At 71.1% G+C, this 24483-nt stretch carries 22 protein-coding genes; 13 read left to right on the forward strand and 9 right to left on the reverse strand.

Annotated elements, in window-relative coordinates:
• Window positions 1-111 precede the first annotated feature (111 nt).
• From OG798_RS25310 to serC, 7 genes are all read left to right on the forward strand, one after another.
• A complete protein-coding gene (locus OG798_RS25310; protein ID WP_267062180.1) occupies window positions 112-1875 on the forward strand; it encodes a sensor histidine kinase in 1764 nt (587 codons plus the stop codon).
• The gene (locus OG798_RS25315; protein ID WP_095854010.1) at window positions 1872-2279 is read left to right on the forward strand and encodes a roadblock/LC7 domain-containing protein; all 408 of its coding nucleotides are present in this window, start codon (window positions 1872-1874) and stop codon (window positions 2277-2279) included. The genes OG798_RS25310 and OG798_RS25315 overlap by 4 nt, the downstream gene beginning before the upstream one ends.
• Complete coding sequence (locus OG798_RS25320; protein ID WP_067371922.1) at window positions 2276-2623, forward strand: DUF742 domain-containing protein; 348 nt, start codon at window positions 2276-2278, stop codon at window positions 2621-2623. Before OG798_RS25315 ends, OG798_RS25320 begins: the two co-directional genes overlap by 4 nt.
• Entirely contained in the window at window positions 2604-3248 is a 645-nt protein-coding gene (locus tag OG798_RS25325; RefSeq protein WP_097225535.1) for a GTP-binding protein, read from the forward strand. The genes OG798_RS25320 and OG798_RS25325 overlap by 20 nt, the downstream gene beginning before the upstream one ends.
• Complete coding sequence (locus OG798_RS25330; protein WP_095854007.1) at window positions 3245-4468, forward strand: cytochrome P450; 1224 nt, start codon at window positions 3245-3247, stop codon at window positions 4466-4468. The genes OG798_RS25325 and OG798_RS25330 overlap by 4 nt, the downstream gene beginning before the upstream one ends.
• Window positions 4465-5682, forward strand: coding sequence for a cytochrome P450 family protein (locus OG798_RS25335; protein ID WP_097225534.1), 1218 nt, complete (start codon window positions 4465-4467; stop codon window positions 5680-5682). The genes OG798_RS25330 and OG798_RS25335 overlap by 4 nt, the downstream gene beginning before the upstream one ends.
• A gap of 309 nt (window positions 5683-5991) precedes the next feature.
• Window positions 5992-7110 (forward strand): phosphoserine transaminase, encoded by a 1119-nt coding sequence (gene serC / locus OG798_RS25340; protein ID WP_095854005.1) that lies wholly within the window; start codon window positions 5992-5994, stop codon window positions 7108-7110.
• Between the two features lie 107 nt (window positions 7111-7217).
• Here the strand turns inward: serC and OG798_RS25345 are convergent, their stop codons facing one another.
• Complete coding sequence (locus tag OG798_RS25345; protein WP_121415766.1) at window positions 7218-8204, reverse strand: WD40 repeat domain-containing protein; 987 nt, start codon at window positions 8202-8204, stop codon at window positions 7218-7220.
• A gap of 137 nt (window positions 8205-8341) precedes the next feature.
• Between OG798_RS25345 and OG798_RS25350 the strand changes: the two genes are divergently transcribed.
• Window positions 8342-9016, forward strand: coding sequence for an SGNH/GDSL hydrolase family protein (locus tag OG798_RS25350; protein WP_095854003.1), 675 nt, complete (start codon window positions 8342-8344; stop codon window positions 9014-9016).
• Between the two features lie 53 nt (window positions 9017-9069).
• On the opposite strand, the gene OG798_RS25355 is transcribed toward OG798_RS25350, so the two are convergent.
• Window positions 9070-9969: a MerR family transcriptional regulator gene (locus OG798_RS25355; RefSeq protein WP_121418430.1), complete on the reverse strand. Its 900-nt coding sequence runs from the start codon at window positions 9967-9969 to the stop codon at window positions 9070-9072.
• 150 nt (window positions 9970-10119) lie between these two features.
• On the opposite strand from OG798_RS25355, the gene OG798_RS25360 reads away from it, so the two are divergent.
• Both OG798_RS25360 and OG798_RS25365 read left to right on the forward strand, forming a co-directional pair.
• Window positions 10120-10707: a Uma2 family endonuclease gene (locus OG798_RS25360; RefSeq protein WP_067371896.1), complete on the forward strand. Its 588-nt coding sequence runs from the start codon at window positions 10120-10122 to the stop codon at window positions 10705-10707.
• Between the two features lie 59 nt (window positions 10708-10766).
• A complete protein-coding gene (locus OG798_RS25365) occupies window positions 10767-11759 on the forward strand; it encodes an aldo/keto reductase (protein WP_121415765.1) in 993 nt (330 codons plus the stop codon).
• Window positions 11760-12010: 251 nt separating this feature from the next.
• Here OG798_RS25365 and thpR read toward each other — a convergent pair whose 3' ends face one another.
• The 3 genes from thpR to OG798_RS25380 all read right to left on the reverse strand — a co-directional run bounded on the left by thpR (window position 12011) and on the right by OG798_RS25380 (window position 14752).
• Complete coding sequence (gene thpR / locus OG798_RS25370) at window positions 12011-12583, reverse strand: RNA 2',3'-cyclic phosphodiesterase (RefSeq protein WP_267062181.1); 573 nt, start codon at window positions 12581-12583, stop codon at window positions 12011-12013.
• Window positions 12584-12686: 103 nt separating this feature from the next.
• Window positions 12687-13970 carry an MFS transporter gene (locus OG798_RS25375; protein WP_267062182.1) on the reverse strand — a complete coding sequence of 428 codons (1284 nt, stop codon included), beginning with the start codon at window positions 13968-13970 and terminating at the stop codon, window positions 12687-12689.
• A gap of 344 nt (window positions 13971-14314) precedes the next feature.
• Window positions 14315-14752 (reverse strand): MarR family winged helix-turn-helix transcriptional regulator, encoded by a 438-nt coding sequence (locus OG798_RS25380; RefSeq protein WP_054235179.1) that lies wholly within the window; start codon window positions 14750-14752, stop codon window positions 14315-14317.
• 143 nt (window positions 14753-14895) lie between these two features.
• On the opposite strand from OG798_RS25380, the gene OG798_RS25385 reads away from it, so the two are divergent.
• Entirely contained in the window at window positions 14896-15078 is a 183-nt protein-coding gene (locus OG798_RS25385) for a hypothetical protein (RefSeq protein ID WP_054235178.1), read from the forward strand.
• A gap of 39 nt (window positions 15079-15117) precedes the next feature.
• On the opposite strand, the gene OG798_RS25390 is transcribed toward OG798_RS25385, so the two are convergent.
• Complete coding sequence (locus OG798_RS25390) at window positions 15118-16569, reverse strand: NCS2 family permease (protein WP_095853998.1); 1452 nt, start codon at window positions 16567-16569, stop codon at window positions 15118-15120.
• 283 nt (window positions 16570-16852) lie between these two features.
• On the opposite strand from OG798_RS25390, the gene OG798_RS25395 reads away from it, so the two are divergent.
• Complete coding sequence (locus OG798_RS25395; protein WP_095853997.1) at window positions 16853-17131, forward strand: DUF2530 domain-containing protein; 279 nt, start codon at window positions 16853-16855, stop codon at window positions 17129-17131.
• Window positions 17132-17264: 133 nt separating this feature from the next.
• Window positions 17265-19664, forward strand: a complete 2400-nt coding sequence (locus OG798_RS25400; RefSeq protein ID WP_095853996.1) for a cation-translocating P-type ATPase — start codon at window positions 17265-17267, stop codon at window positions 19662-19664.
• A 157-nt stretch (window positions 19665-19821) separates the two neighbouring features.
• On the opposite strand, the gene OG798_RS25405 is transcribed toward OG798_RS25400, so the two are convergent.
• From OG798_RS25405 to OG798_RS25415, 3 genes are all read right to left on the reverse strand, one after another.
• A complete protein-coding gene (locus OG798_RS25405; protein WP_328757723.1) occupies window positions 19822-20610 on the reverse strand; it encodes a hypothetical protein in 789 nt (262 codons plus the stop codon).
• 212 nt (window positions 20611-20822) lie between these two features.
• Entirely contained in the window at window positions 20823-20987 is a 165-nt protein-coding gene (locus tag OG798_RS25410) for a hypothetical protein (RefSeq protein WP_267062184.1), read from the reverse strand.
• A gap of 36 nt (window positions 20988-21023) precedes the next feature.
• Complete coding sequence (locus OG798_RS25415) at window positions 21024-24239, reverse strand: sacsin N-terminal ATP-binding-like domain-containing protein (RefSeq protein WP_328757724.1); 3216 nt, start codon at window positions 24237-24239, stop codon at window positions 21024-21026.
• Window positions 24240-24483 lie beyond the last annotated feature (244 nt).

Below are 24483 nucleotides of genomic sequence, written 5' to 3' on the forward strand. Positions count from 1 at the left end.
CTCATATAGTGACGGCAAATTGAGCAATCGGTGTCGGCTCTCGCCCAGGAACCTCCTCCCAGGAACCTCGCCCCAGGAAATTCGTCCAGGACACGACCGAGGACACGATTCATGACCGCGCCCATCCCCTCCGGCGAACGACCCACCCTCCGCGCGAGCGCCCCCGCGCCCCTGCTCACCGCCGTCGCGGCGGCGGTGGCGGTCGTCGTCGCCGTCTCCCTGGCACCCGACTCGGCACGCGTCCCCCTCGCCTGGGGCACGGGCGCCGCCGCCGTGCTGCTGTGCGTCGCCGTCGCGGTCGCCGCACGCGCCTTGCAGACCGCGAAGCTCGCGCGCCGCCGCCTCGACGCCGTGGCCCAGGACGCCGGACGGCTCCTGCAGGAACGGGCCCGCATGGCGGAGGAGTTCAACCAGGAGCGGTCCCGGCTCGCGGAGGAGTCCGCCCGCGACCGCGCGCGCCTGGCCGACGCCGACGCCCGCGAACGCGCCCTGCTCACGAAGGGGTTCGAGGAGGAGCGGCAGCGCCTCACCGCCGAGATCGCCGAGGAGCAGCGGCGGTTCGCCGAACTCGCCGAGGAGAACACCCGGCTGACCGAGCGCATGCGGCGGGCGGGCAGTGACCGGGCCGCCGCGATCTCGGCCACCGCCAACGCGGCCGGCCGGATGCAGGCACTGTCCACCGGCATGCTCGCCGACCTGCGCGCCATGGAGGACAAGCACTCGGACGAGGAGGTCCTCGCCGATCTCCTCCACCTCGACCACCGCACCGCGCAGGCGGGCCGCCTCGCCGACTCCGTCGCCGTCCTCGCGGGCGCCCGGTCCGGCCGCCGCTGGGCGCGCCCCATCGTCATGGAGTCGATCCTGCGCGGCGCCATGGGCCGCATCGGCGGCTACCAGCGGGTGCGCGTCCACTCCGCGAGCGACGCCGCCGTCGCCGGGCACGCCGCCGAGGGCGTGATGCACGCGCTCGCCGAACTCCTCGACAACGCCGCGAACTTCTCGCCGCCGACCGCCGAGGTCCACGTCTACGTCGAGGAGGTCCCGGCCGGTGTCATCGTCTCCGTCGAGGACAGCGGCCTCGTCATGGGCGACGTCCAGCTGCGCCGCGCCGAACGCGCCGTCTCCGCGGACGCCGAGAACGCCGCCGACCTCGGCGGCCTCACCGGCACCCGGCTCGGCCTCGCGGTGGTCGGCCGGCTCGCGCGCAAGCACGGCCTGAAGGTGTCCTTCCGGCCCTCCGCGCGCGGCGGCACGGGCGTCCTGGTGCTCATCCCCCAGGACATCCTGAGCCTGCCCTCCGCACCGGCCCCGGCCGCCCCGGCGGCGACGGAACCCCAGGTCAAGCCCGCCATGGCGACCCCGCCCGCCGAGGACGGCTCGCTCGCCGAGCCACGTCCGCAGGCGTCGTACGCCGCCGCCCGCGCCCCCGAGGACCTCGACCCGGACCCGGTCCCCACCCACGAGTCGCCCCGGCACGCCACCGACACCGACACCCCGCCGAACGGCACCCCCACGGCGGGCGCTCCCGCGACCGGCGGCCTCCCCAAGCGCCGCCGCGGCCGGACCCTCGCGCACGCCGAGCGCAGCCGCGCCCACCTCACGAACCAGGCCGACCCCGAGCCCCGTACGACCGACTCCAAGGCCACCGCCGCCCGCTTCAGCAGCTTCCGCCAGGCCGTCCGGGGCACCGCGCCGGACCAGGCGGCGGTCCAGGGAACGGTGCCCGAGGACGACGCCGTACGGGTCGAATCCGTACAGGCCGAATCCGGGAACGCCGTACGCGGCGAAGAAGCCGTACGGGAGCCCGCCCCCGCGCATCCCTCGCACGCCACCTCGCACACCTCTTCGCATCCGGAAGGCGACACCACTTCATGACCGGCACCACCACCGCCGACGAGAAGCTCTCCTGGCTCATCGAGAGCCTCCTCGAGCGCACCCCGGGCGCCCGGCACGCGCTCGTGCTCTCCCGGGACGGCCTGAAGCTGTGCCGCACGCCGGAGCTCACCGTCGACCGCGCCGACCAGCTCGCCGCGATCGCCGCCGGCATCCAGTCGCTGTCCCACGGGGCGTCCGTGGAGTTCGGCGACGGCACGGGGGGCGTGCGCTCGGCGATGACCGAGTTCTACGGCGGGGTCCTGTTCATCGTGGAGGCGGGCGACGGTGCCCACCTCGCCGTGGTCACCGCCGAGGACGCGGACGCCGGTCTGGTCGGGCACAACATGAGCGAGCTCGTGGAACAACTCGGCGAACACCTGAGCGCGCAGCCCCGGACGTCATGAGCCGTCCGGGCAGGGACGACGCGCCCGACCGGCTCTACACCCTCACCGGAGGGCGCAGCCGGTCCGCGCCCGACACCCCGTTCGACCTGGTGACACTCGTGGTCGCCGAGTGCGATCCGGCGGTGGGCATGCAGTCGGAGCACGCGGCGATCCTGCGGCTGTGCGAGCGCCCGACGGCGGTCGTGGAGATCGCCGCCGTGCTGAAGCTGCCGGTGTCCATCACCCGCATCCTGCTCTCCGACCTGCTCGCCGCGGGCCGCGTCAGTGCCCGCCACCCCCAAAAAGCCGCTCTTCCCGATCCCGACATCCTGGAGCAGGTGCTCGTTGGACTCCGTAACCTCTGATGCCCGTACGTCCCAGGAGGCCGACGCCCGTACGCCTCTGGGGGCACAGGCCGACAACGGTCTGAAGATCGTCGTCGTGGGCGGCTTCGGCGTCGGCAAGACCACCCTGGTCCGCTCCGTGAGCGAGATACGTCCCCTCAACACCGAGGAGACGATGACGCAGGCCGGTGCGGCGGTCGACGACATCAGCGAGGTGCGCGGCAAGTCCGCGACCACGGTCGCCTTCGACTTCGGGCGCATCACGCTGGACGCCCGCAATGTGCTGTACCTGTTCGGCGCGCCGGGCCAGGAGCGTTTCTGGTTCCTGTGGGACCGGCTGTTCTCCGGCACGCTCGGGGCCGTCGTCCTCGTCGACACCCGCCGTATCGACGACTCCTGGTACGCGATCGACCGGCTGGAGCACCACGGGACGCCGTTCATCGTGGCCTGCAACGACTTCGGGGGCTCCGCGCACACCCCCGCCCAGATCCGCGAGGCCCTCGACCTCGATCCGCAGGTCCCGCTGATCGACTGCGACGCGCGTTCGCGGGAGTCCAGCAAACGCGTGCTGATCACGCTGGTGGAGCACCTCAAGACCTTGCACGCCGCCGAAAGCGCCCTCACAACACCGGAGTTGGCCCTGTGACCCCCGCCCCCGTGCCCCTCAGCGGGCCCCGGTTCCAGACCGAACCCGCCGAGCTGTACCGGGAGATGCGGCGCGACCACGGTGCCGTGACGCCCGTCGTCCTGGACGGCGACATCCCGGCGTGGCTGGTGCTCGGCTACCGCGAACTGCACCAGGTCACCGGCGACCCCGTGCTGTTCAGCCGCGACTCCGAGCTGTGGAACCAGTGGGACCGCATCCCCGACGACTGGCCACTGCTGCCGATGATCGGCCGCAAACAGCCCTCGATCCTCTACACCGTCGGCGAACGCCACCGCGAGCGCGCCGCGATGATCAGCGACGCCCTCGAAGCCGTGGACCCCTTCGAACTGCGCGCCCAAGCTGAGAGGTTCGCCGACGAACTCATCGACGCGGCGTGCGCCAAGGGCGAGGCGGACCTCATCGGGGGCTACGCCGCCCTGCTGCCCGTCCGTGTCCTCGCCATGCTCTACGGCTTCTCCGAGGAACAGGGTCCTGGCCTCGTCACCGCCCTCAACGACATGGTCAACGGCCGTGAGAACGCGCTGGCCGGACAGCAGCACCTGGCCGGCTCCATGGCCCAGTTGATCGCCGACCGGAAGGCCGCGCCCGCAAGCGATGTCGTGTCCCGCATGCTCGCGAACACGGCCGGCTTCACGGACGAGGAGATCATCCAGGACCTGATGGTCATGATGGCCGCCGGCCACCAGCCGACCGCGGACTGGATCGGCAACTCGCTGCGCCTGATGCTGACCGACGAACGCTTCGCCGCCTCGCTCTTCGGCGGCCGCAACAGCGTCGCCGAGGCCATGAACGAGGTCCTCTGGGAGGACACCCCCACCCAGAACGTGGCCGGCCGCTGGGCCTCCCGCGACGCCCAGCTCGGCGGTCACCGCGTCCGCGCGGGCGATCTCCTCCTCCTCGGCCTCCAGGGCGCCAACTCCGACCCGCAGGTCCGCACCGACGGCTCCGCCCTCACCGGCGGCAACAACGCCCACTTCTCCTTCGGTCACGGGGAGCACCGCTGCCCGTTCCCGGCGCAGGAGGTGGCGGAGGTCATCGCGCGGACGGGGATCGAGGTCGTACTGGACCGCCTGCCGGACATCGACCTGGCGGTCCCGGCCGACTCCCTGACCCGGCGCCCCTCACCGTGGCTGCGGGGCCTGACCGAACTGCCCGTGCGCTTCACCCCGACCCCGGCCCTCGGAGGCACCCCCGCATGACCAGTCGTATCGCCCTGGACCCGTTCGTGTCCGACCTGGACGGCGAGAGCGCCCGGCTCAGGGAGGCGGGCCCGCTCGCCGCCGTCGAACTGCCCGGCGGCGTCCCGGTGTGGGCCGTCACCCACCACGCCGAGGCACGCGCCCTGCTCACCGACCCCCGGCTGGTCAAGGACATCAACGTCTGGGGTGCCTGGCAGCGCGGCGAGATAGCCCCCGACTGGCCGCTGATCGGGCTCGCCAACCCCGGCCGGTCCATGCTCACGGTGGACGGCGCGGACCACCGCCGGATGCGCACGCTGGTCGCGCAGGCGCTCACCCCGCGCCGGGTGGAGCAGATGCGGGAGCGCATCACCAAACTGACGGAGGGTCTGCTGGACGCCCTCGTGCCGGGCCCGGGCGGGGTCGTCGACCTGAAGGCCGCCTTCGCCTACCCCCTCCCCATGTACGTCGTCGCCGACCTCATGGGCATCGAGGAGTCCCGGCTCCCCCGCCTCAAGGAGCTCTTCGAGAAGTTCTTCTCGACGCAGACCCCGCCCGCGGAGGTCATCGCCACGCTGACGGAGCTGGCCGGGATCATGGCGGCGACGGTCGCCGCGAAGCGGGCGGAGCCCGGCGACGACCTGACCTCCGCCCTGATCCTGGCCTCCGAGGACGGCGACCACCTCACCGACGAGGAGATCGTCTCCACCCTCCAGTTGATGGTCGCGGCGGGCCACGAGACCACGATCTCCCTGATCGTCAACGCGGTGGTCAACCTCTCCGCCCACCCCGAGCAGCGCGCCCTCGTCCTCTCCGGCGAGGCGGACTGGTCGGCGGTCGTCGAGGAGACCCTCCGGTACTCCACCCCGACCTCACACGTCCTGATCCGCTTCGCGACGGAGGACGTACCCGTCGGGGACAAGGTGATCCCCGCGGGCGACGCCCTGATCGTCTCGTACGGTGCGATCGGCCGGGACGAGAACGCCCACGGTCCGAGCGCGGGCGACTTCGACATCACCCGCACCACCAAGAACCGCCACATCTCCTTCGGCCACGGCCCCCACGTCTGCCCCGGCGCCGCCCTCTCCCGCCTGGAGGCGGCCGTCGCCCTCCCGGCCCTGTACGCCCGCTTCCCGTCCCTGGACCTGGCGATCCCCGCCTCGGAACTCCGCAACAAGCCGGTAGTAACCCAGAACGACCTCCACGAACTCCCCGTACACCTGACCGCCGACTAGCCCCGGTCTTCCCTCGCCCCCGTCGCCCCTACCCGTCCCATCCCAGGGGCTCCGCCCCAGACCCCCGCATCGGCCTGAACGGCCTCGTCCTCAAACGCCGGACGGGCTGAAGGCCTTGAGGGGCGCGGGGAGCTGCGCGACCAGCCCCCACCCACCCGCAGCCGAAAAGACGGCCTACGGGGTCCGGGGGCGCAGCCCCCGGGGATGGGACGGGTAGGGGCGGCGGGGGCGAGGAAAAGTGGCCGCCGTCCCGTCTCACCGGCCGGACGAAGTTTCCACCGCGTTTCGCAGAACGGATACGCTCCCACCGTGGCTGATATCCAGATCCCCGCTGACATCAAGCCCGCCGACGGACGTTTCGGCGCGGGCCCCTCCAAGGTGCGCACGGAGGCGCTGGACGCGCTGGCCGCGACCGGTACCTCCCTGCTCGGCACCTCCCACCGCCAGGCCCCGGTCAAGAACCTGGTCGGCAAGGTCCGCGAGGGCGTGCGCGACCTGTTCTCGCTCCCCGACGGCTACGAGGTCGTCCTCGGCAACGGCGGCTCCACCGCCTTCTGGGACGTCGCGACCCACGGCCTGATCGACAACAAGTCCCAGCACCTCACCTTCGGCGAGTTCAGCTCCAAGTTCGCGAAGGCCGCCAAGCTCGCCCCCTGGCTCGCCGAACCCACCGTCATCTCCTCCGACCCGGGCACGCACCCCGAGCCGGCGGCCGAGGCGGGCGTGGACGTCTACGCCTACACCCACAACGAGACCTCCACCGGCGTCGCCGCCCCCCTCAAGCGCGTCAACGGCGCCGACGAGGGTTCCCTCGTTCTGGTGGACGCCACCTCCGGCGCCGGCGGCCTCCCGGTCGACATCACCGAGACGGACGTCTACTACTTCGCCCCGCAGAAGTCCTTCGCCTCCGACGGCGGCCTGTGGATCGGCGTCTTCTCCCCCGCCGCCATCGAGCGCGCCGAACGCATCCACGCGAGCGGGCGTCACGTGCCGGAGTTCTTCTCGCTCCCCACGGCGATCGACAACTCCCGCAAGAACCAGACGTACAACACCCCGGCCCTCGCCACCCTGTTCCTGCTCAACGAGCAGCTGGAGTGGATCAACGGCCAGGGCGGTCTGGAGTGGTCCACGGGCCGTACGAAGGACTCCTCGACCCGCCTGTACACCTGGGCCGAGGAGAGCAAGTACGCGACCCCGTTCGTCGCCGACCCCGCCAAGCGCTCGCAGGTCATCGGCACGATCGACTTCGCCGACGAGATCGACGCCGCCGCCGTCGCCAAGGTCCTGCGTGCCAACGGCATCGTCGACACCGAGCCCTACCGCAAGCTCGGCCGCAACCAGCTCCGTGTCGCGATGTTCCCGGCGATCGCCCCGGCGGACGTCGAGGCGCTCACGAAGTGCATCGACTACGTGATCGAAAAGCTGTAGTCCTCACTCGTACGCAGAGGGGGCGCCCGGCGCGGACATGCGCGCCGGGCGCCCCTTTCTCATGCCGTACGCATCCTCACGTCGCCGCGCACGTCACCATGGGGCGACTACGACTTGCGCAACACCCTCTTCAGCCCGAACCCGGCCACCAGAACCGCCGCGAGGGCGAGCGCCCCCTTGGCAGCGGAGCTCATGCCGCCGCCGCTCCCGCCGGCCGACGCCGAACCCCCGCCCTCCGAAGGCGACTTGGAGTCGGACCCGCCCCCGGGAACCGAGCCGGTCTGGACCGGACTGTCCTTGCCCTCGCTGCCGTACATGAGCTTGGACCCGTCGGGGGTGTACGTGACCGACTCCCCCTGCCGCTGGAGCGGCACGTCCAACCGCCCCTGGCGCTTGAGCTTCCCGTCGTTCCAGGCGTACGCGATCCCGCCGAAGTACCCGCGTACGACGAGCTGTTCGCCGTTCGGCGAGAAGGCGCCGTCGGTGACCCAGAGGTCGATGGTGGCGACGGACCGGAAGATGTTGGCGCCCGACGTGGAGAGCCGGGCCGGACCCTCGTACAGGTGGCCGCCGTCCTCGTTCTTGTCGGCGATGTAGACCCGTCCGGTCTTCGGGTGGACCATCAGCGCCTCGGCGTTGCGGGGCCCGTCCGCGTACTTCACGACGTACTGCGTCGCCCGGATCGTCTGGTCCTTGAGCACCTTCGGCTCGGGCAGCTTGTAGATCCACACGTAGGACCACTTGCCGCCGAGGTTGTCGCCGATGTCGCCGACGTAGAGGTCGCCGTCGGGCCCGAGGGAGATGGCCTCGACGTCACGCGGCGCGCCCACCCCCTTCATGGTGATGGTGGCGACGGTCTCGCCGGTCCTGCTGTCGACGGCGTAGAGGTAGGGACCGTCGTCGCTGTCGTTGTGGGTCCAGTAGATGCCGGGGTGGAGGTGCGAGGCGGCGAGCCCGCTCGACTCGGTGATCCGGGGATCCTTGATCGTGAACCCCCCGTCCCCGTCGGCGGCGAGGGCCGGTGCCGGCAGCGCTAGGGCGAGAACGGCAGCGGCGGAGGCGGCTCCGGCGAGGAACGAGGGCGATCGGCGCATGGCCCAAGCCTGCCATCCCCAGGCCGCCGGGACCCGGCGAGCCCACGGGGAGCCGCCGCCCCCGGCGTGTCCATCCTCACACCTCACACCCCACACGGCCCTTACTGATCGCCCGCCCGATCATCCATGATGAGCGGATGCTCAGGTTCATGCCCGTCGGCGACTCCATGACGATCGGAAGCGCGGGCGAACACACATGGCGTTACCGAATGTGGCAGCACCTGCGCGCGACGTACGGGGGCCCGTTCCGGATCGTCGGCCCGCGCGAGACGCTGTACGACAAGGCGACGGAGTCCCCCGACTCGCACGAGTACGCGGACCCGGACTTCCCGCGCGCCCACCTCGCGGGCTGGGGCGAGGGCTGGCAGCACATGGTGCCCCTGATCGGTGAGGCGGTCCGCACCCAGCGCGCGGACGTGCTCCTGGTCTCCCTCGGCCTGATCGACCTGGGCTTCTACACGAACGCCGTACAGACGGCGGCGAACGCCCGCGCCTTCGTCGCCGAGGCCCGTGCGGCGAACCCGCGCATCCACCTGGTCCTCCTCCCGGTGATACCGAACGTCCGCGCGGAGTCCGACGCGCCCTTCGCCGCCGAGGTCGCCGCCTTCAACGAACTCCTGGCGAAGGCGGTGGCCGACCTGGACGAGCCCCGCTCCCCCGTCCTCCTCGCCTCCCCGCCCCCCGGCTACGACGTCCACCACGACACGTACGACGGCACGCATCCCAACGCGTCCGGCGAGCACAAGATCGCGGAGGCCTTCGCGGAGGCGATGTACCAGGCCTGGGACCTGGGCGAGCCCTACTCGGCCTGACCGCCGACGCCGGCCGGCGGCTTCGGCGGTGTCGTCGTGGCGTACGTGAGTCATCAACCCCGGACGCGCAGCGCCTCGACGGCCCAGTCCAGCACGGGCGCCAGACTCTCCGGGGCCGGCCAGCCGTTGATGACGGCGAGCAGCTCCGTGTACCGCTCCCTGCGCGGGTCGTTGACGGCTTCGAGCCGGGTCAGGACGTGTACGTCGTGAGCGAGGAGCGCCTCGACGACCGGCGCGGCGGCACCGTCTCCCGGCTCGATCCCCGCCGCGAGGACCGGGCCGACCAGCTCACGAACGGCCGGGACCAGTCCGGGGCGGGGCCCGCCGCCCCGGGCACCCGCCTGCTCCGCCTCCAGATGCTCGACCAACCGCCTCACGACGGCCCGGAACTCCCCGTCCTGGGACAGCTCGGCCAACTCCACCCAGGCCGCGATCTGTTCGGGTTCGGGGTTGTCGGGCAGTTCGGGGGTGAACGAGCGCCGGATCCCGACGAACGCGCCGGACCCGGCCGACCCGGCGAAGACGGAGTCGAGGAAGTCGTCGATCAGACGTCGGCGTTCGTCCGCGGAGAGCCTTGCCAACCGGTGCATGAGATCCATCTCCTCAGGGCTGGAGTCGCGCCGGGCCACCGCCGTCAGCACCGCGTGCCGCAGCCGAAGGGTACGGATCTGCACGGCGAGCGCGTCCGCGTGCGCTGCCGCGACCTCGGAGAGCGAGAGCTCGCGTGCCACGACCTTCCGGATGTCCGCAAGTCCCACTCCCAGCTCACGCAGGGTCCGCACGAGATCCAGACGCGCGAGGGCGTCGGCGCCGTAGAGGCGGTAGCCGGCCGGGCTTCGACCGGTCGGCGGCACGATGCCCCGATCGGAGTAGAACCGAATCGCCTTGACCGTCAGCCCGGTCCGCCGCGCCAGCTCACCGATCGAGCAGAGCGGACCAAGGGGGTCATTCATGCCGCCGTCCATGCCCCCACCCTGCCGCCTCCCCCTACGGGAGACTCAAGCGACCGCCGGGAACTGATCCCCACGTGACCACGTCACCGTGCGTATCGTTGTACCGCGCGGCTGCACTCGACCGGGTTGCGGCCGGGGAGGAGCGCCACGATGACCGTCCTTGAAGACAGGATCGAGATGGCCGACGCCAACACCAAGCGCTTGGACGAATGGTTCCAGCGGCTTGAGCGTATGCCCGTCCCCGAAGGATTCAGGGTTGAGATCGTCGGGGGCACCGTTCATATGACGCCGCAGCGTGACACCCACTGGGAGATCATCCGCAGGATTGTGCGGTCCGTCGAAGACAGGTTCGGGATGGACGTCAAAGTCTTCTCGGACGTCCGCATCGACTTCCCGGGCCGCGAGAACGGCTTCTGCCCTGATGTGGCCAAACTCAGCGACTCCGCCGAGAAGGACGACGAGGGCCGCTGGCATTACAAGAACGTCGAGTTCATCGCCGAGGTCATCTCGCAGAGTACGGGTTCCAACGACTACGGCCCCAAAAAGACCGCGTACGCACTCGCGGAGGTCCCCGTCTACCTCATCGCCGACCCCTACCAGGGCAGGTGCCACCTCTTCACCCAGCCCAAAGACGGCGAGTACGTCAGTGAGTTGTCCGTCGCCTTCGGGGTGGACATCGACCTCACCACCACCCCCGTCGGACTCACCCTCAAAACGGACGAGTTCCCCCGCGACTGACCCGCCACGCGGACACCTCCCTTGCCTAGAGCGCACTCCACCCCGTTGGCTAGGGAGTCATGAAGTACACGCAGCTCGGACGCACGGGACTCAAGGTCAGCCGACTCGTCCTCGGCACCATGAACTTCGGTCCGCAGACCGACGAAGCCGACAGCCACGCCATCATGGACGCGGCGCTGGACGCAGGAATCAACTACTTCGACACCGCGAACGTGTACGGCTGGGGCGAGAACAAGGGCCGTACGGAAGAGATCATCGGGAACTGGTTCGCGAAGGGCGGTGAGCGGCGCGACAAGGTCGTGCTCGCCACCAAGGTGTACGGGAACATGGCCGCCGACGGCGACGCCTGGCCCAACCACGACAAGCTTTCGGCCCTCAACATCCGACGGGCCGTGGACGCCTCCCTCAAGCGGCTCCGGACCGACTACATCGACGTCTACCAGTTCCACCACGTCGACCGCCGCACTCCCTTCGAGGAGATCTGGCAGGCCGTCGACGTACTGGTGCAGCAGGGCAAGATCCTCTACGTGGGGTCCAGCAACTTCCCCGGGTACAAGATCGCCCAGGCCAACGAGATCGCCGCCCGGCGCCACGGCACCATCGGTCTCGTCAGCGAGCAGTGCCTCTACAACCTCGCCGAGCGGCGCGCGGAGATGGAGGTCATCCCGGCCGCGCAGGAGTACGGCCTCGGGGTCATCCCCTGGTCTCCGCTGCAGGGCGGGCTGCTCGGCGGTGTCATCAAGAAGGAGGTCGAGGGCGGGCGCAGGGCGAGCGGCCGGGCCGCCGACTCCCTCGCGAACACCACCATCCGCGCGCAGGTCCAGTCGTACGAGGATCTGCTCGACAAGCACGGGATCGAGCCCGGCGAGGCCGCCCTGGCCTGGCTGCTGACCCGCCCCGGCGTCACCGGCCCCATCGTCGGCCCCCGTACCGCCGCACAGCTCGACTCGGCCCTGCGCGCGGTCGAGCTGGAGCTGTCGGACGAGCTGCTGACCGGCCTGGACGAGATCTTCCCGGGTCCGGGCCCGTCCCCGGAGGCCTTCGCCTGGTAACGCTCCCCAGGGGGCGCCCGCCCGGGCGCCCCTCAAGGGGCGTGAGGAACCGCGCGACCGGCCACGACCGCCCGCAGGCGGACGAGCGGCGCGGAGTTCCGGCCGAACCGGCAAAGCGGCCTGGCCGGCCCTACTTGACCGCCGCCGCCAGCGCCACCACGACGAACATCAGCACGAGCACACCGGCCATGATTTGGTTTCGGGTCTTCGGGTTCACGCCATCGAGGTTAACCGGCCGCCCCCGAGGACCTTCAGCCGCCCGCCCCGTCCAGCGGCCAGCGCGCCACCGTCTCGTAGCGCGGCTGCTCCCCCGAGAGTCCTGACCTCGGCAGATTGCTGCGTACGAGACACAGCTCCCGGACCGTCCAGTCCCGCCCGGCGAAGGCGTCCAGGGCGGTCACGTACGGGGCGAAGTCCGCGGTGTCGCGGCTGCGGGCCAGCGTCAGGTGCGGGCGGTAGCGACGGTGCTCGCCCGTCCCGACGCCCGCCTTGCGCGCCGCCGCCTCCGCCCGGTCGGCCAGCAGCCGCATCGTAGGGACGTCTCCCGACACCCCGGTCCACAGCGCCCGGCCCCCGAAGTGGCCGCCGCCGCGGAGGGCGAGGGGAAAGGAGGGCGTGCGGTGGGCCGCGCGGGCCAGGCGGTCCGACAGGGGCTGGACGAGCTCTTCCGCCACCTCGCCGTAGAAGGCGAGGGTGAAGTGCCAGCCGAGGCGGCCCGTCCAGCGCAGTCCGTCCGCGCCCGGCAGGCGGTGCAACTCGTCCACCATCGTGCCGAGTTCACGCACCGCGGCCTGAGGTGGCAGCACGGCCGCAAAGAGTCTCATGCCCATCACCCTTCCAGGGAATGGATCACCGGGCCACCCTCGAGCCGTGCCGACGGCCGACCACCGTACGGCGGTCGGCCGGGCAACCGTACGGCGGTCGTCGTCACACCGCCGTGGCCATCCGCTCCTTCTGCTCCCCGGCTTCTCTCGGTACGAAGCTGACCTGCGGGTGGCCGCGATGCCAGCCCACCGACAGACGCAGGCCGCCGACGCGGGCCAGGACCAGGCCGACGGTGATCGCGGCGACGGCCGAGACCAGGCCGCCGAGGGCGAAGCCGACCCGGGCGCCGTAGGCGTCCGTGACCCAGCCGACCAGGGGCGCCCCCAGGGGCGTACCGCCCATGAAGACCATCATGAACAGCGCCATCACCCGGCCGCGCATGGCCGGGTCGGTGCCCATCTGGACCGCGGTGTTCGCCGTGACGTTGACGGTGAGACCGAAGATCCCGATGGGGACCATGAGGAGGGCGAAGAGCCAGAAGGACGGGGCCAGGGCCGCCGCCACTTCCAGGATGCCGAAGGCCACGGCCGCCGCGATCAGGACGCGCAGTCTCGCCGTGCCGCGGCGGGCGGCGAGCAGCGCGCCGGCCACCGAGCCGACCGCCATCAGTGTGTTGAAGAGGCTGTACCCGCCGGCGCCCGCGTGGAAGATGTCGTCCGCGTACGCCGAGAGCCAGACCGGGAAGTTGAAGCCGAACGTGCCGATGAAGCCGACGAGGACGATCGGCCAGATCAGCTCGGGGCGGCCGGCGACATAGCGCAGGCCCTCGCGGAGCTGGCCCTTGCCGCGCGGCGCCCGCTCGATGGGGTGCAGGTCGCGGGCGCGCATCAGGAGCAGGCCGACGAGGGGGGCCACGAAGGACAGGCCGTTGAAGAGGAACGCCCAGCCCGTGCCCACGCCGGTGATCAGGACGCCCGCGACGGCGGGGCCGACCAGGCGGGCGGACTGGAAGTTGGCGGAGTTGAGGCTGACCGCGTTCTGCAGCTGGCCCGGGCCGACCATCTCGGAGACGAAGGACTGGCGGGCCGGGTTGTCGACGACCGTGGCGAGGCCGACGGCGAAGGCCGCCAGGTAGACGTGCCAGACCTGGACATGTCCGGAGAGGGTCAGGAAGGCGAGCGCGAGGCCGGTGACGCCCATGGCGGTCTGGGTGGCCAGCAGGGTGGGGCGCTTGGGGAGGCGGTCGACGAGGACGCCGCCGTACAGCCCGAAGAGCAGCATCGGCAGGAACTGCAGCGCGGTGGTGATGCCGACCGCGGCGGAGGAGCCGGTGAGGCTCAGGACCAGCCAGTCCTGGGCGATGCGCTGCATCCAAGTGCCGGTGTTGGAGACAACCTGGCCGAGGAAGAACAGCCGGTAGTTCCTGATCCTCAGCGAGCTGAACATCGAGGAGCGGGGGGAACGGGAGGAACTCTCGGAGGTGGGCGGGGAGTCGGGGGTGGCTGGTCCGGGGGCGGAAGGTATTCCGGATCCCGTACTCAAAGGGATTCGCCTCCTAGCGTGGGACGTCATTGCACGCGGGCGCGGCCGCGTCTGTCACGGTGAGGTTCGGGCACGGCGGAGCGTGCGGGGCAGTGCGCACGGCCGTCACGGCGTGCCCCTGGCGGTGCAGGGGGCACCGTGGCCGGCGCACATCCGGCGGTCCGCCGTGCGCGGCTGCGACCGCCGCGCGGCGCCCGCGCCGAACCCGCGCCTGTCGCGTGCGGGCCCGGGCCGGGTGTGCGCCCCTGTCACAGTTGCGCGAGCTTTTCGAGGACGGGCGCGGCCTCGCGGACCTTCGCCCACTCGTCCTCGTCGAGGGCCTCGACCAGTCCGGCCAGGAACGCGTTGCGCTTGCGGCGGCTCTCCTCGAGCATCGCCTCGGCCTTGTCGGTCTGGGTGACGACCTTCTGGCGCCGGTCCTCGGGGTGCGGCTCCAGTCTGACCAGGCCCTTGGCTTCCAGCAACGCGACGATGCGGGTCATCGACGGTGGCTGCACATGCTCCTTACGGGCGAGCTCGCCGGGCGTGGCGGTGCCACAGCGGGCGAGGGTGCCGAGCACCGACATCTCGGTCGGGCTCAGCGACTCGTCGACCCGCTGGTGCTTGAGTCGACGCGACAGGCGCATTACTGCGGAGCGCAGGGCGTTCACGGCGGCAGCGTCGTCGCCATGGGTAAGGTCAGCCATGTCTTTAGAGTAACTCATTACCCTCTCTAAAGAGCCACGGGGTGCCCGTGACACGGGTGACTGAACCGTCACGTCACCCATATGAGTGAGTCGCAGCCAGAAAGTGACCCCGCGTCCCTCCTGCTCCCGCGACCCTCGACTGCATGGGGACCAGCGTGCTCAGCCTGCGGATAGACGGGGAGCTGCTCGACCGGCTCCGACACCATGCCGCCAAACGCGGAATGAGCGTCCAGGACTATGTCGTCCGGACGCTCATTCGCGATGACTTCGACGAGCGGTTCCAGACCGCGGTCGAGGAGACGGAGAAGTTCTACGGGGTCACGTGAGACCCCGTGGGGCCGCTCGCGCGACCCCCACGGAGCCGCTTACGTCAGGCCCAGGGCCGGCATCAGATAGTAGAAGGCGAACACCGCCGAGACGACGTACATCGCGACCGGGATCTCCCGGGCGCGGCCGGCGGCCAGGCGCAGTACCACGAAGGTGATGAAGCCCATGCCGATGCCGTTCGTGATCGAGTAGGTGAACGGCATCATCATCATCGTCACGAAGGCCGGGATGGCGATCGTGTGGTCCGCCCAGTCGATCTCCTTGACCGAGTGGGACATGATCAGGAAACCGACCGCGATGAGCGCGGGCGTGGCGGCCTGGGACGGGACCATCGTGGCGACCGGGGTGAGGAACAGCGCCACGGCGAAGAGCGCACCGGTGACGACGTTCGCGAAGCCGGTGCGGGCGCCCTCGCCGACGCCCGCCGTGGACTCCACGAAGCAGGTGGTGGCGGAGGAGGAGGTCGCGCCGCCCGCGGCAACCGCGATGCCGTCGACGAAGAGGACCTTGTTGATGCCGGGCATGTTGCCCTGCGCGTCGGTCAGCTTGGCCTCGTCGCTGATGCCCATGATCGTGCCCATCGCGTCGAAGAAGGTCGACAGCAGCACGGTGAACACGAAGAGGATGCCGGTCAGCACGCCGACCTTGTCGAAGCCACCGAAGAGACTGACCTTGCCGACAAGCCCGAAGTCCGGGGTGGCGACCGGGTTGCCCGGCCACTTCGGGGTGGTCAGACCCCAGGACGGGACCTTGGCGACGGCGTTGATGATCACCGCGACGACCGTCATCGTGACGATCGAGATCAGGATCGCGCCGGGCACCTTGCGCACCATCAGCGCGAGGGTGAACAGCGTGCCGAGGATGAAGACCAGGACGGGCCAGCCGTTGAGGTGGCCGTCGGCGCCGAGCTGGAGCGGCACGGTCGTCTGCGCGATGTCCGGGATGCGCGTGACGAAGCCGGAGTCGACCAGGCCGATCAGCATGATGAACAGCCCGATACCGATCGCAATGCCCTTGCGCAGGCCCAGCGGCACAGCGCTCATGACGCGCTCGCGCAGACCGGTCGCGACAAGCAGCATCACGATGAAGCCCGCGAGGACGACCATGCCCATGGCGTCCGGCCAGGACATCCGCGGGGCGAGCTGGAGGGCGACGACCGTGTTCACGCCGAGGCCCGCCGCCAGCGCGATCGGCACGTTGCCGATGACACCCATGAGCAGCGTGGTGAAGGCCGCGGTCAGGGCGGTCGCGGTGACCAGCTGGCCGTTGTCCAGGTGGTGCCCGTACATGTCCTTCGCGCTGCCCAGGATGATCGGGTTCAGCACGATGATGTAGGCCATCGCGAAGAAGGTGGCGAGACCGCCTCGGATCTCGCGGGGCAGGGAGCTGCCGCGCTCGGAGATCTTGAAGTAGCGGTCCAGCGCGCCCTGCGCGGGGCCGGGTCCCGGCTGGTCCGGGGCGGGGGCCTTGGTGGTGGCCGAGGTGGACATGGGTGACCTCATACGTGCGGGGCCTTGCGGGCCAGGACTGGCGCCGGGCGGGGACAGGCGCCGGGCTGGGGGAAACATGATCGAGTCTGGCCGCCGCGCGATCACCAACAGGTTTCTCAGATGTTTCTGTTGGAGTTTCGTACGAACAGAAAGAGCCAGACTCGGACCGTTTCAGTATGAACATATGAGTTCGAAATCGCTATCTCCGCGCGTAGACCATTGGTATACAAGGGCCCGCACGGGTCCGGCGGAGCCGGGGCGGACGGCCTCGTAAGCTGTGTCCATGGCGAAGTGGACCCCCAAGCACGAGGCGCCGGAGCCCCTGGAGGGGCCCGTCGTCGCCACCATCACGGGCGGCACGATCCTCTGGTTCGTCCTCTTCCTGGTGCAGCTGCCGTTCTACGGCTGGTTCGACGACCACGGGCACCTGTGGTGGGTGTGGACCTGCCTGGCCGGCGCGGGCCTCGGCCTGATCGGCATCTGGTACGTCCGTGGGCGCGACGCCGCCCTCAAGAAGGCCGCCGCCGAAGCGGAGCAACAGCCCTCCGCCACTACGGAGTAACCGTCCGCTGCTGCGGAGCAACCAGTTCCCCCTACAACCACGGCATCACTGGCCGCCGCTCCGGTCCTCCCCTGGTCGGATCTTTGGGGCACTCGGCGGGTGAAGCCGTATTTCCGCACGTACCGTCGGATGCATGACGCACATCGACGCGGGCGCCGAACTCGATCCTGTTCACCCCGTGCCCCTGCCCGCCTCCAAGCGGGCCCCGGGGCTGTCCGCCGCCGAAGTGGCCGAACGGGTCGCCCGCGGCGAGGTGAACGACGTCCCCGTGCGCAGCAGCCGCTCCATCAGCGAGATCGTCCGCGCCAACGTCTTCACCCGGTTCAACGCGATCATCGGTGTGCTCTGGCTGATCATGCTGTTCGTGGCGCCGTTCCAGGACAGCCTGTTCGGGTACGTGATCATCGCCAACACCGGGATCGGCATCATCCAGGAGTGGCGGGCCAAGAAGACCCTGGACTCGCTCGCGGTGATCGGCGAGGCGAAGCCGACGGTGCGCAGGGACGGGGTCGCGGGCGAGGTCAGTACGTCGGAGATCGTGCTGGACGACATGATCGAGATCGGGCCCGGGGACAAGATCGTCGTGGACGGCTCGTGCGTCGAGGCCGACGGTCTGGAGATCGACGAGTCACTGCTCACCGGTGAGGCGGACCCGGTGGTCAAGCACGCCGGCGACGAGGTGATGTCCGGCAGCTTCGTGGTCGCGGGCGGCGGCGCGTTCACCGCGACGAAGGTGGGACGGGAGGCGTACGCGGCGCAGCTCGCCGAGGAGGCGTCCCGGTTCACGCTGGTCCACTCCGAGCTGCGCAGCGGTATCTCCACGATCCTCAAGTACGTGACGTGGATGATGATCCCGACCGCGATCGGTCTGGTCATCAGCCAGCTCGTGGTCAAGCAGCACGGCTTCAAGGACTCCATCGCCCGTACGGTCGGCGGGATCGTCCCGATGGTCCCCGAGGGCCTGGTCCTGCTCACCTCCGTCGCCTTCGCGATCGGCGTCATCCGGCTTGGCCGGAAACAGTGCCTCGTGCAGGAACTTCCCGCCATCGAGGGCCTCGCCCGCATCGACACCGTCTGCCTGGACAAGACCGGCACCCTCACCGAGGGCGGCATGGACGTCACCGAGCTGCGGCCGATCCAGGGCGCCGACGAGACGTACATACGCAAGGCCCTCGGGGCGCTCGGCGAGTCCGACCCGCGCCCGAACGCCTCCCTCCAGGCGATCATCAACTCCTACCCGGACAGCGAGGACTGGCGCTGCACCGAGTCGCTGCCGTTCTCCTCGGCCCGCAAGTACAGTGGGGCGTCCTTCAGCGAGGGCAACGGAGAGTCGAGTACGTGGCTGCTCGGCGCCCCCGACGTCCTGCTGCCCGACGACGACCCGGCGCTCGCCGAGACCGCGCGGCTGAACGAGGACGGGCTGCGGGTGCTGCTGCTCGCCAAGGCCTCGAAGGACCTCGACGACCCCAAGGTGACGCAGGGCGCCCGCCCCACCGCCCTGGTGGTCCTGGAGCAGCGGCTGCGCCCGGACGCGGCGGACACCCTGCGCTACTTCGCCGAGCAGGACGTCAAGGCGAAGGTCATCTCCGGCGACAACGCGGTCTCGGTGGGCGCGGTGGCCGGGAAGCTCGGCCTGAGCGGCACTGTCGTGGACGCGCGCCACCTTCCCGACGAGAAGGAGGAGATGGCGAAGTCGCTGGACAAGGGCACGGTGTTCGGACGGGTCACCCCGCAGCAGAAGCGGGACATGGTGGGCGCGCTCCAGTCACGCGGCCACACGGTGGCGATGACGGGCGACGGCGTGAACGACGTGCTCGCCCTGAAGGACGCCGACATCGGCGTGTCCATGGGCTCGGGCTCGGAGGCGACCCGGGCGGTGGCCCAGATCGTGCTGCTCAACAACAGCTTCTCGACGCTGCCCTCGGTGGTCGCGGAGGGCCGCCGGGTCATCGGCAACATCACCCGCGTCGCGACCCTCTTCCTGGTGAAGACGGTCTACTCGGTGCTGCTGGCCATCCTGGTGGTGTGCTGGCGGGTCGAATACCCCTTCCTGCCCCGGCACCTGACCCTGCTGTCCACGCTGACCATCGGCATCCCGGCGTTCTTCCTCGCGCTCGCCCCCAACACGGAGCGGGCGAGACCGCACTTCGTCCAGCGGGTCATGCGGTACTCGATCCCCGGGGGCGTCGTCGCGGCGGTCGCCACCTTCATCACGTACATGGTGGCCCGTCAGCACTACACCGGGCCGGGTGAGTTGGACGCGGAGACCAGCGCCGCCACGCTGACCCTGTTCCTGATCTCGATGTGGGTGCTGGCGATCGTCGCCCGCCCGTACACCTGGTGGCGCGTCGCCCTGGTGGCCTCGATGGGCCTGGCGTTCCTCGTCGTACTGATCGTGCCGTGGCTCCAGCACTTCTTCGCCCTGAAGCTGGTGGGCGTGCAGATGCCGTGGATCGCGGTGGGCATCTCGGTGGTGGCGGCGGCCACCCTGGAGTTCCTGTGGAGATGGGTGGACCGCCGATTCCCGGCGTAACCATGCCGTCCCACCACGCGGAAAGTGATGCCATGCGGTTCGTTGTCGCCCGCTACGAGAAGGACGCGGACGGGTCGGCGCCCACCGGGAAGAGAAAAGGCCGGGTGCCGCCCGTCAACAGGGCGGCTCCCGGCCTTCGCGTTACGGCCCTCGAGGATCAGCGCACGTCGACGTAGTCACCCGTGGCGCTGACGGCCGGGGTGGTCGTGGTGCCCGCGAAGGAGTAGCGGAAGGTGCCGTCGACGGACGCCGTGACCGTCGTCTTCAGCGCGCCACCCGTGGTCGTCTTGATCGTCTTGACCGTGGTGTAGGCGCTGGCGCCCTTCTTCTTGAACTGCAGCTTCACCGACTGACCCGTGTAGCCCGTGTACTTGCCGGTCTGCCAGTCGGCGCGGGTCAGGGCACCGGTGACCGTGATGGTCTTGCCCTTCTTGACCGGCTCCGGGGCCGCGTTGACCGTCAGCTTGGAGGCGCGCTGGAGCTTGGTGGTGCCGAGGCCGCCCTGCCACTTGATGGCGCCGCCGGCCGTGACCGCGACACCGCCCACGTTCCAGGTCCCGGCGTCGGCGTTCGCGATCTCGTCGGCGACGGTGGGACGGAAGTACATGGTCGCCGTGCAGTTGGCCACGGTCGTCGAAGCGGCCTTGCAGGTCCCCGGTTCGTCACTGCCGAAGGCCGCGGTCCGCTCCGTCAGCGAGGAGCCGCGGTAGAGGATCGGCCCGGTGCCGAGCTTGTCGGGGGCGATGCTGACGTTGGCGGGGTGCGTCAGGGTGTACGTGACCGTGACAACGGTCTTCTTGGTGCCGACGACCATCGCCTTGGCCTTGTTCACCTTCACGTTGGAGAAGGTGACGTTGGGCGCGGCGGCGGCGTGCGCGGCCGGTACGGCAAAGGCGGAGAGGGCCAGGGCGCCGGAGACGGCGGCCACGGTGGCGCGTATGCGCATGTGCGTTCCCCAGAGGGAGAAGTGATCGAGGAGTCTGTTGACTCACGTGCTCTGATCCGTGGCGGGCGCGGCGGGTTGTAAGGGGCGATGCGGATTTTACCCGTACATGATCAATGTTTGGGATACGCGTGCGTCACGCCTCGGTTCCGCATGACGCAACACGAAACGCCGGTCCCGGAAAGTCCGGAACCGGCCCTCGCGTCACACAACACCTAGACCGTCGGCCACATGCTCTTGCCGGCCGCCAGTCCGCCCTTGCCGTCCCCGTCGAAGTCACCGGCCATGAACAGCAACAGCATGCGGTGGAACGCCTCTTTGCCCTGCTGCTCACGTTCCTGACCGAACGGGACGCCGCCTGGCGAACGCGAGGGCGCCACCGACGGATCCGGTGGCGCCCTGCGCGGGTTCAGGTCTCAGTCGAACCAGCGGTCCCGAGCCAGTTCCTCCGTGCGGGACGGGTCCTCCAGCAGGGCCGCGACCTCGAAGCGGCGCGGCCACTGTCCGGCCGCCCAGGCGAGGCCGGCCGCCACGCCCTCCAGGGTGGCGGCGTGCAGCACCCCATCTGGTGTGCGGCGCCAGTCCAATTCGGTGCCGTCGACGACGAGTTCCTCGTGTTCGACGTACGAGGTGGGGGTCGAGTGGCCCAGCAGGACCCGCACGGACTCCGGTACGTCGTGCTCGGTGCCCTCCGAGGTCACCTCGCCGGTCACCGACTCGCTGAGCCGCCGCACCTGGAACAGTTCGGCGAGATCGGCGGCGCGCGCGGGCCGTACGGGGAGCAGCGGCATTCCGCCGGTGAAGGGCAGCAGGTCGGGCGAGTCGACGACCACGGCGTCGGCGGCGTCCACCACGACCACCTCGCCGTCCACCACGGCCCGCAACTCGTCCGGCAGGGTCACCTGTTCGGGTTCGAGGTCGGCCAAGGCCCCGTAGAGGGCGTGGAGTTGCGCTCCGGAGACCTCGCGGTCGGGGTCGGCGAGCCGGTCGAGGAGTTCGGCGGCGCCGCCGGGCTCGCCCAGGAGGGCGGCCACGGACGTGCGTACGCCCAGCGCCCGCAGGACCTGCTCGTCGTCGAAACCGGTGGCGTCGGCGGCGTCGTACAGGCCGTGCAGGAGGGGGTCGCCGCCTGCCGCCCGCAGACCGGCCGGGCGGCGGCCGTCGAGGACGGGGTGGTCGCGCAGCCACCAAGCCGTGTACGGCCGGACGATCTCGTGCGTGCCGTCCGGGAGGAGGATCCGCACCGGCTGGGTGAGCGCGTCCCGCAGGGGCGGCCGGGAGAGCAGGGCGAGTGCCTGCGGCCAGCGGTCGTCGTCGACCAGGTCCAGGTCCCGTACGGCGACGATCTCCGTCGCGACCGGCGGCACCGGCGTGTCGGGCAGCCGGTCGAGGACGTCCTCGCACCACACGTCGACGGCGTCCAGCAGACCCGCGTCGTCGGGTTCGGCGAAGTCCGCGTCGCGGGGCTCCAGTTCGTCCGGGTCGAGGACGACGTCGGTGGCGCGGACGAGGGTGAAGTTGGCGAGCACACCACAGGCCGCGAGCGGCTGTTCGCCCCAGCGGTCGGCCAGCTCGCCGTCGACGAAGGCGAGTTCGTCCTCGCGCATGACCTGGGCGAAGGGGCTGCCGGGCAGTACGAGTTCGCCCGCGGGCAGGAGTTCGCCCTCCTCGTCGGGCAGGGCGAGGGCCCCGAGCCAGGGTTCGTCGCCCGGTTCGAGGGCGGCGTCGCGGACGAGGGCGAGGACGAGGTCCGCCAACTCCTCGCTGTCCGGGGTCTCCTGGTCCCAGGCCGCGCCCTCGTCGTCGAGGGAGGCGGCGACGGCGGCACGCACCTGCGGGGTGGTGAGGACGGCGCGGGGGGTGGCCGGGAGGGCGCCCAGCTTCTCCAGGAGGGGGTGGGCGGCGTCGGGGTGGGCGACCTTGAGGCCGATGCGGGCGAGGGCGTCGGAGGTGGCGGCCCAGGTGTCGTCGGGAGTGGGCCCTTCGGGGAGCGGCAGCAGGACCTGGCGGGGACCGATGGTCGTACGGCCGTCGGCGAGCGGTACGGGCAGGCCGGAGAGCCGGTCCGGGTCGACGCCGGCGAGGCTGTCGTACAGCCGCCGCCACCAGCCCGGGTCCTTCTCGAGGCCGGCCAGCCGGTCCACTGCCTCGGTGAGCGGGACGCGGGCGACACCCAGCGTCCGCAGCTCCACCCGGCGTTCCAGCCCGGCGGGCAGCAGGCTGGGGATCACCTCGGCGAGGACGCGGACGGTGTCGGCCCCGGCGCCCTCGACGACCTCGGCGTCGCGCGGCCGCAGGGCGTCCGGGTTCTCCGCGATCTCCGCGAGACCGATCCCGGCCCCGGCTGCGTCGCTCTCGCCCTCGGGCCAGTCCGCCGGAGCGTCCTGGTCCTTGGCCTGCGGGACGGCGGGCGGCAGGAAGGCGGTACGCGGCAGCCGGTCCAGGATCGCCTGACGCAGGGTGCCGTCCAGCTCACCCTTGCCGAGGGGGCCGGGCACGAGGTCGATGATCCCGGTGTCCACCGGGCGCCAGGCGGCGAGGAGTTCGGCGTAGGCGTCCGCGGCGCGCTCCACCAGGAACTCGGTGAGCGGGCCGGGCGCGGCGTGGCGCCGGGTGGTGTCGAGCGGGAGGGAGGCGATGAGGAGGGCCGGCACGCCGAGGGGCTCGTCGCTGGGCGTGGGCGCGTGCACGACGGGGCTGGTACGGGGCCGGGCGGGCGTGCCGTCCTCGTCCACCGGGACGGCCCAGGTCACCGACCAGTGCGGGCGCAGGCGCTCCTCGACCGGGCGGTCGGCGAGGAGGGCGGGGTCGAGGGGGCCGTGGTGGGAGACGGTGCGGTACGGCGTGGTGCCGTGGCGGGAGTCCTCGATGGTGACGCCGTGCTCGTCGCCGCGGCGCCGCAGCGTGCGTACGTCCTCGCCGCCCTCCCCGACCTCGACGATCACTTCCTCCAGGCCCGGGAGGGCGAGCAGGAGGGCGTCGTCGATGTTCTGCAGGAGGCGCTCGGCGAGGCCCTCGGCGGCGGGGTCGCGCAGCGGGAGGATCACGACGGTGTCGTACGGGTCCGGGGCGGTGCCCTCGGCCGCGAACGGCAGCCGGAGCAGCGGCACATGACCGTCGCGCCGACGGATCTCGTCCCCGAGGCCCGGGCTGTGGCGGGCGGTGTCCGCCGCCAGTTCGCGGGCCTCGGCGAGGGACCAGCGCACGCCGCCGTGCCGGCCGACCACGGCGGGCTCGTCGGTCACCGCGAGGACGGCCGCGAAGCCGACGCCGAAGCGGCCGACGGCGGTGTCGTGCGCGTCCCGCTTCGCGGAGGCGCGGAGGGTGGCGAGCGATTCGACGCCGGCCGCGTCGAGGGGGGCGCCGGTGTTGGCCGCGAGGAGTACTCCGTCGCGGAGGGTGAGGCGGAGACGGCCGGGGACGCCGGCGCGGGCTGCCGCGTCGGCGGCGTTCTGGGCGAGCTCGACGACGAGCCGGTCCCGGTAGCCGCCGAGGACGAGGTCCTCCTCGGCGTTGGCGTCCTCGCGGAACCGGGCCGGGCTGGTGGCCCAGGCGTCCTGCACGCCGCGGCGCAGGCGGGCCGTGCCGAACGGGTCCGCGCCCTCGGCTGCCGGCCGCACGAACTTGCTCACGGTTCACTCTCCCTCTCGCTTCGCGCGATCGCGAGCGCTGGGCTCGGTCGCGGCACGAAGGTACCGCGCGGCGGAAGGGGTTCTGGCCCGGCCCACGGTGCGTCTTGGCCTGCGGGCCTCTCACGCCGGGGCCGGGACCCCGGATTCCGGCCTGCCCGGGTCCGCCCGGCCGCGGGCTTCCGGGACCCCCTGACCCGGGGCTACGCCCCGGATCCCCGCCCACAGATCCCCTGTCTGCGGGCCG

It is taken from the genome of Streptomyces sp. NBC_00271 (assembly GCF_036178845.1).
In the GTDB taxonomy this organism is placed as follows: domain Bacteria; phylum Actinomycetota; class Actinomycetes; order Streptomycetales; family Streptomycetaceae; genus Streptomyces.

Excerpts from the sequence above, each read along its gene's own strand:
- OG798_RS25335 (WP_097225534.1), top strand. The coding sequence starts at position 4,465 with ATGACCAGTCGTATCGCCCTGGACCCGTTCGTGTCCGACCTGGACGGC.
- OG798_RS25310 (WP_267062180.1), top strand. The coding sequence starts at position 112 with ATGACCGCGCCCATCCCCTCCGGCGAACGACCCACCCTCCGCGCGAGC.
- OG798_RS25395 (WP_095853997.1), top strand. The coding sequence starts at position 16,853 with ATGGCGAAGTGGACCCCCAAGCACGAGGCGCCGGAGCCCCTGGAGGGG.
- OG798_RS25365 (WP_121415765.1), top strand. The coding sequence starts at position 10,767 with ATGAAGTACACGCAGCTCGGACGCACGGGACTCAAGGTCAGCCGACTC.
- OG798_RS25405 (WP_328757723.1), bottom strand. The coding sequence starts at position 20,610 with ATGCGCATACGCGCCACCGTGGCCGCCGTCTCCGGCGCCCTGGCCCTC.
- OG798_RS25380 (WP_054235179.1), bottom strand. The coding sequence starts at position 14,752 with ATGGCTGACCTTACCCATGGCGACGACGCTGCCGCCGTGAACGCCCTG.
- OG798_RS25400 (WP_095853996.1), top strand. The coding sequence starts at position 17,265 with ATGACGCACATCGACGCGGGCGCCGAACTCGATCCTGTTCACCCCGTG.
- OG798_RS25345 (WP_121415766.1), bottom strand. The coding sequence starts at position 8,204 with ATGCGCCGATCGCCCTCGTTCCTCGCCGGAGCCGCCTCCGCCGCTGCC.
- OG798_RS25360 (WP_067371896.1), top strand. The coding sequence starts at position 10,120 with ATGACCGTCCTTGAAGACAGGATCGAGATGGCCGACGCCAACACCAAG.
- thpR (WP_267062181.1), bottom strand. The coding sequence starts at position 12,583 with ATGAGACTCTTTGCGGCCGTGCTGCCACCTCAGGCCGCGGTGCGTGAA.
- OG798_RS25320 (WP_067371922.1), top strand. The coding sequence starts at position 2,276 with ATGAGCCGTCCGGGCAGGGACGACGCGCCCGACCGGCTCTACACCCTC.
- OG798_RS25315 (WP_095854010.1), top strand. The coding sequence starts at position 1,872 with ATGACCGGCACCACCACCGCCGACGAGAAGCTCTCCTGGCTCATCGAG.
- OG798_RS25390 (WP_095853998.1), bottom strand. The coding sequence starts at position 16,569 with ATGTCCACCTCGGCCACCACCAAGGCCCCCGCCCCGGACCAGCCGGGA.
- OG798_RS25355 (WP_121418430.1), bottom strand. The coding sequence starts at position 9,969 with ATGAATGACCCCCTTGGTCCGCTCTGCTCGATCGGTGAGCTGGCGCGG.
- OG798_RS25375 (WP_267062182.1), bottom strand. The coding sequence starts at position 13,970 with ATGTTCAGCTCGCTGAGGATCAGGAACTACCGGCTGTTCTTCCTCGGC.
- OG798_RS25385 (WP_054235178.1), top strand. The coding sequence starts at position 14,896 with ATGGGGACCAGCGTGCTCAGCCTGCGGATAGACGGGGAGCTGCTCGAC.
- OG798_RS25350 (WP_095854003.1), top strand. The coding sequence starts at position 8,342 with ATGCTCAGGTTCATGCCCGTCGGCGACTCCATGACGATCGGAAGCGCG.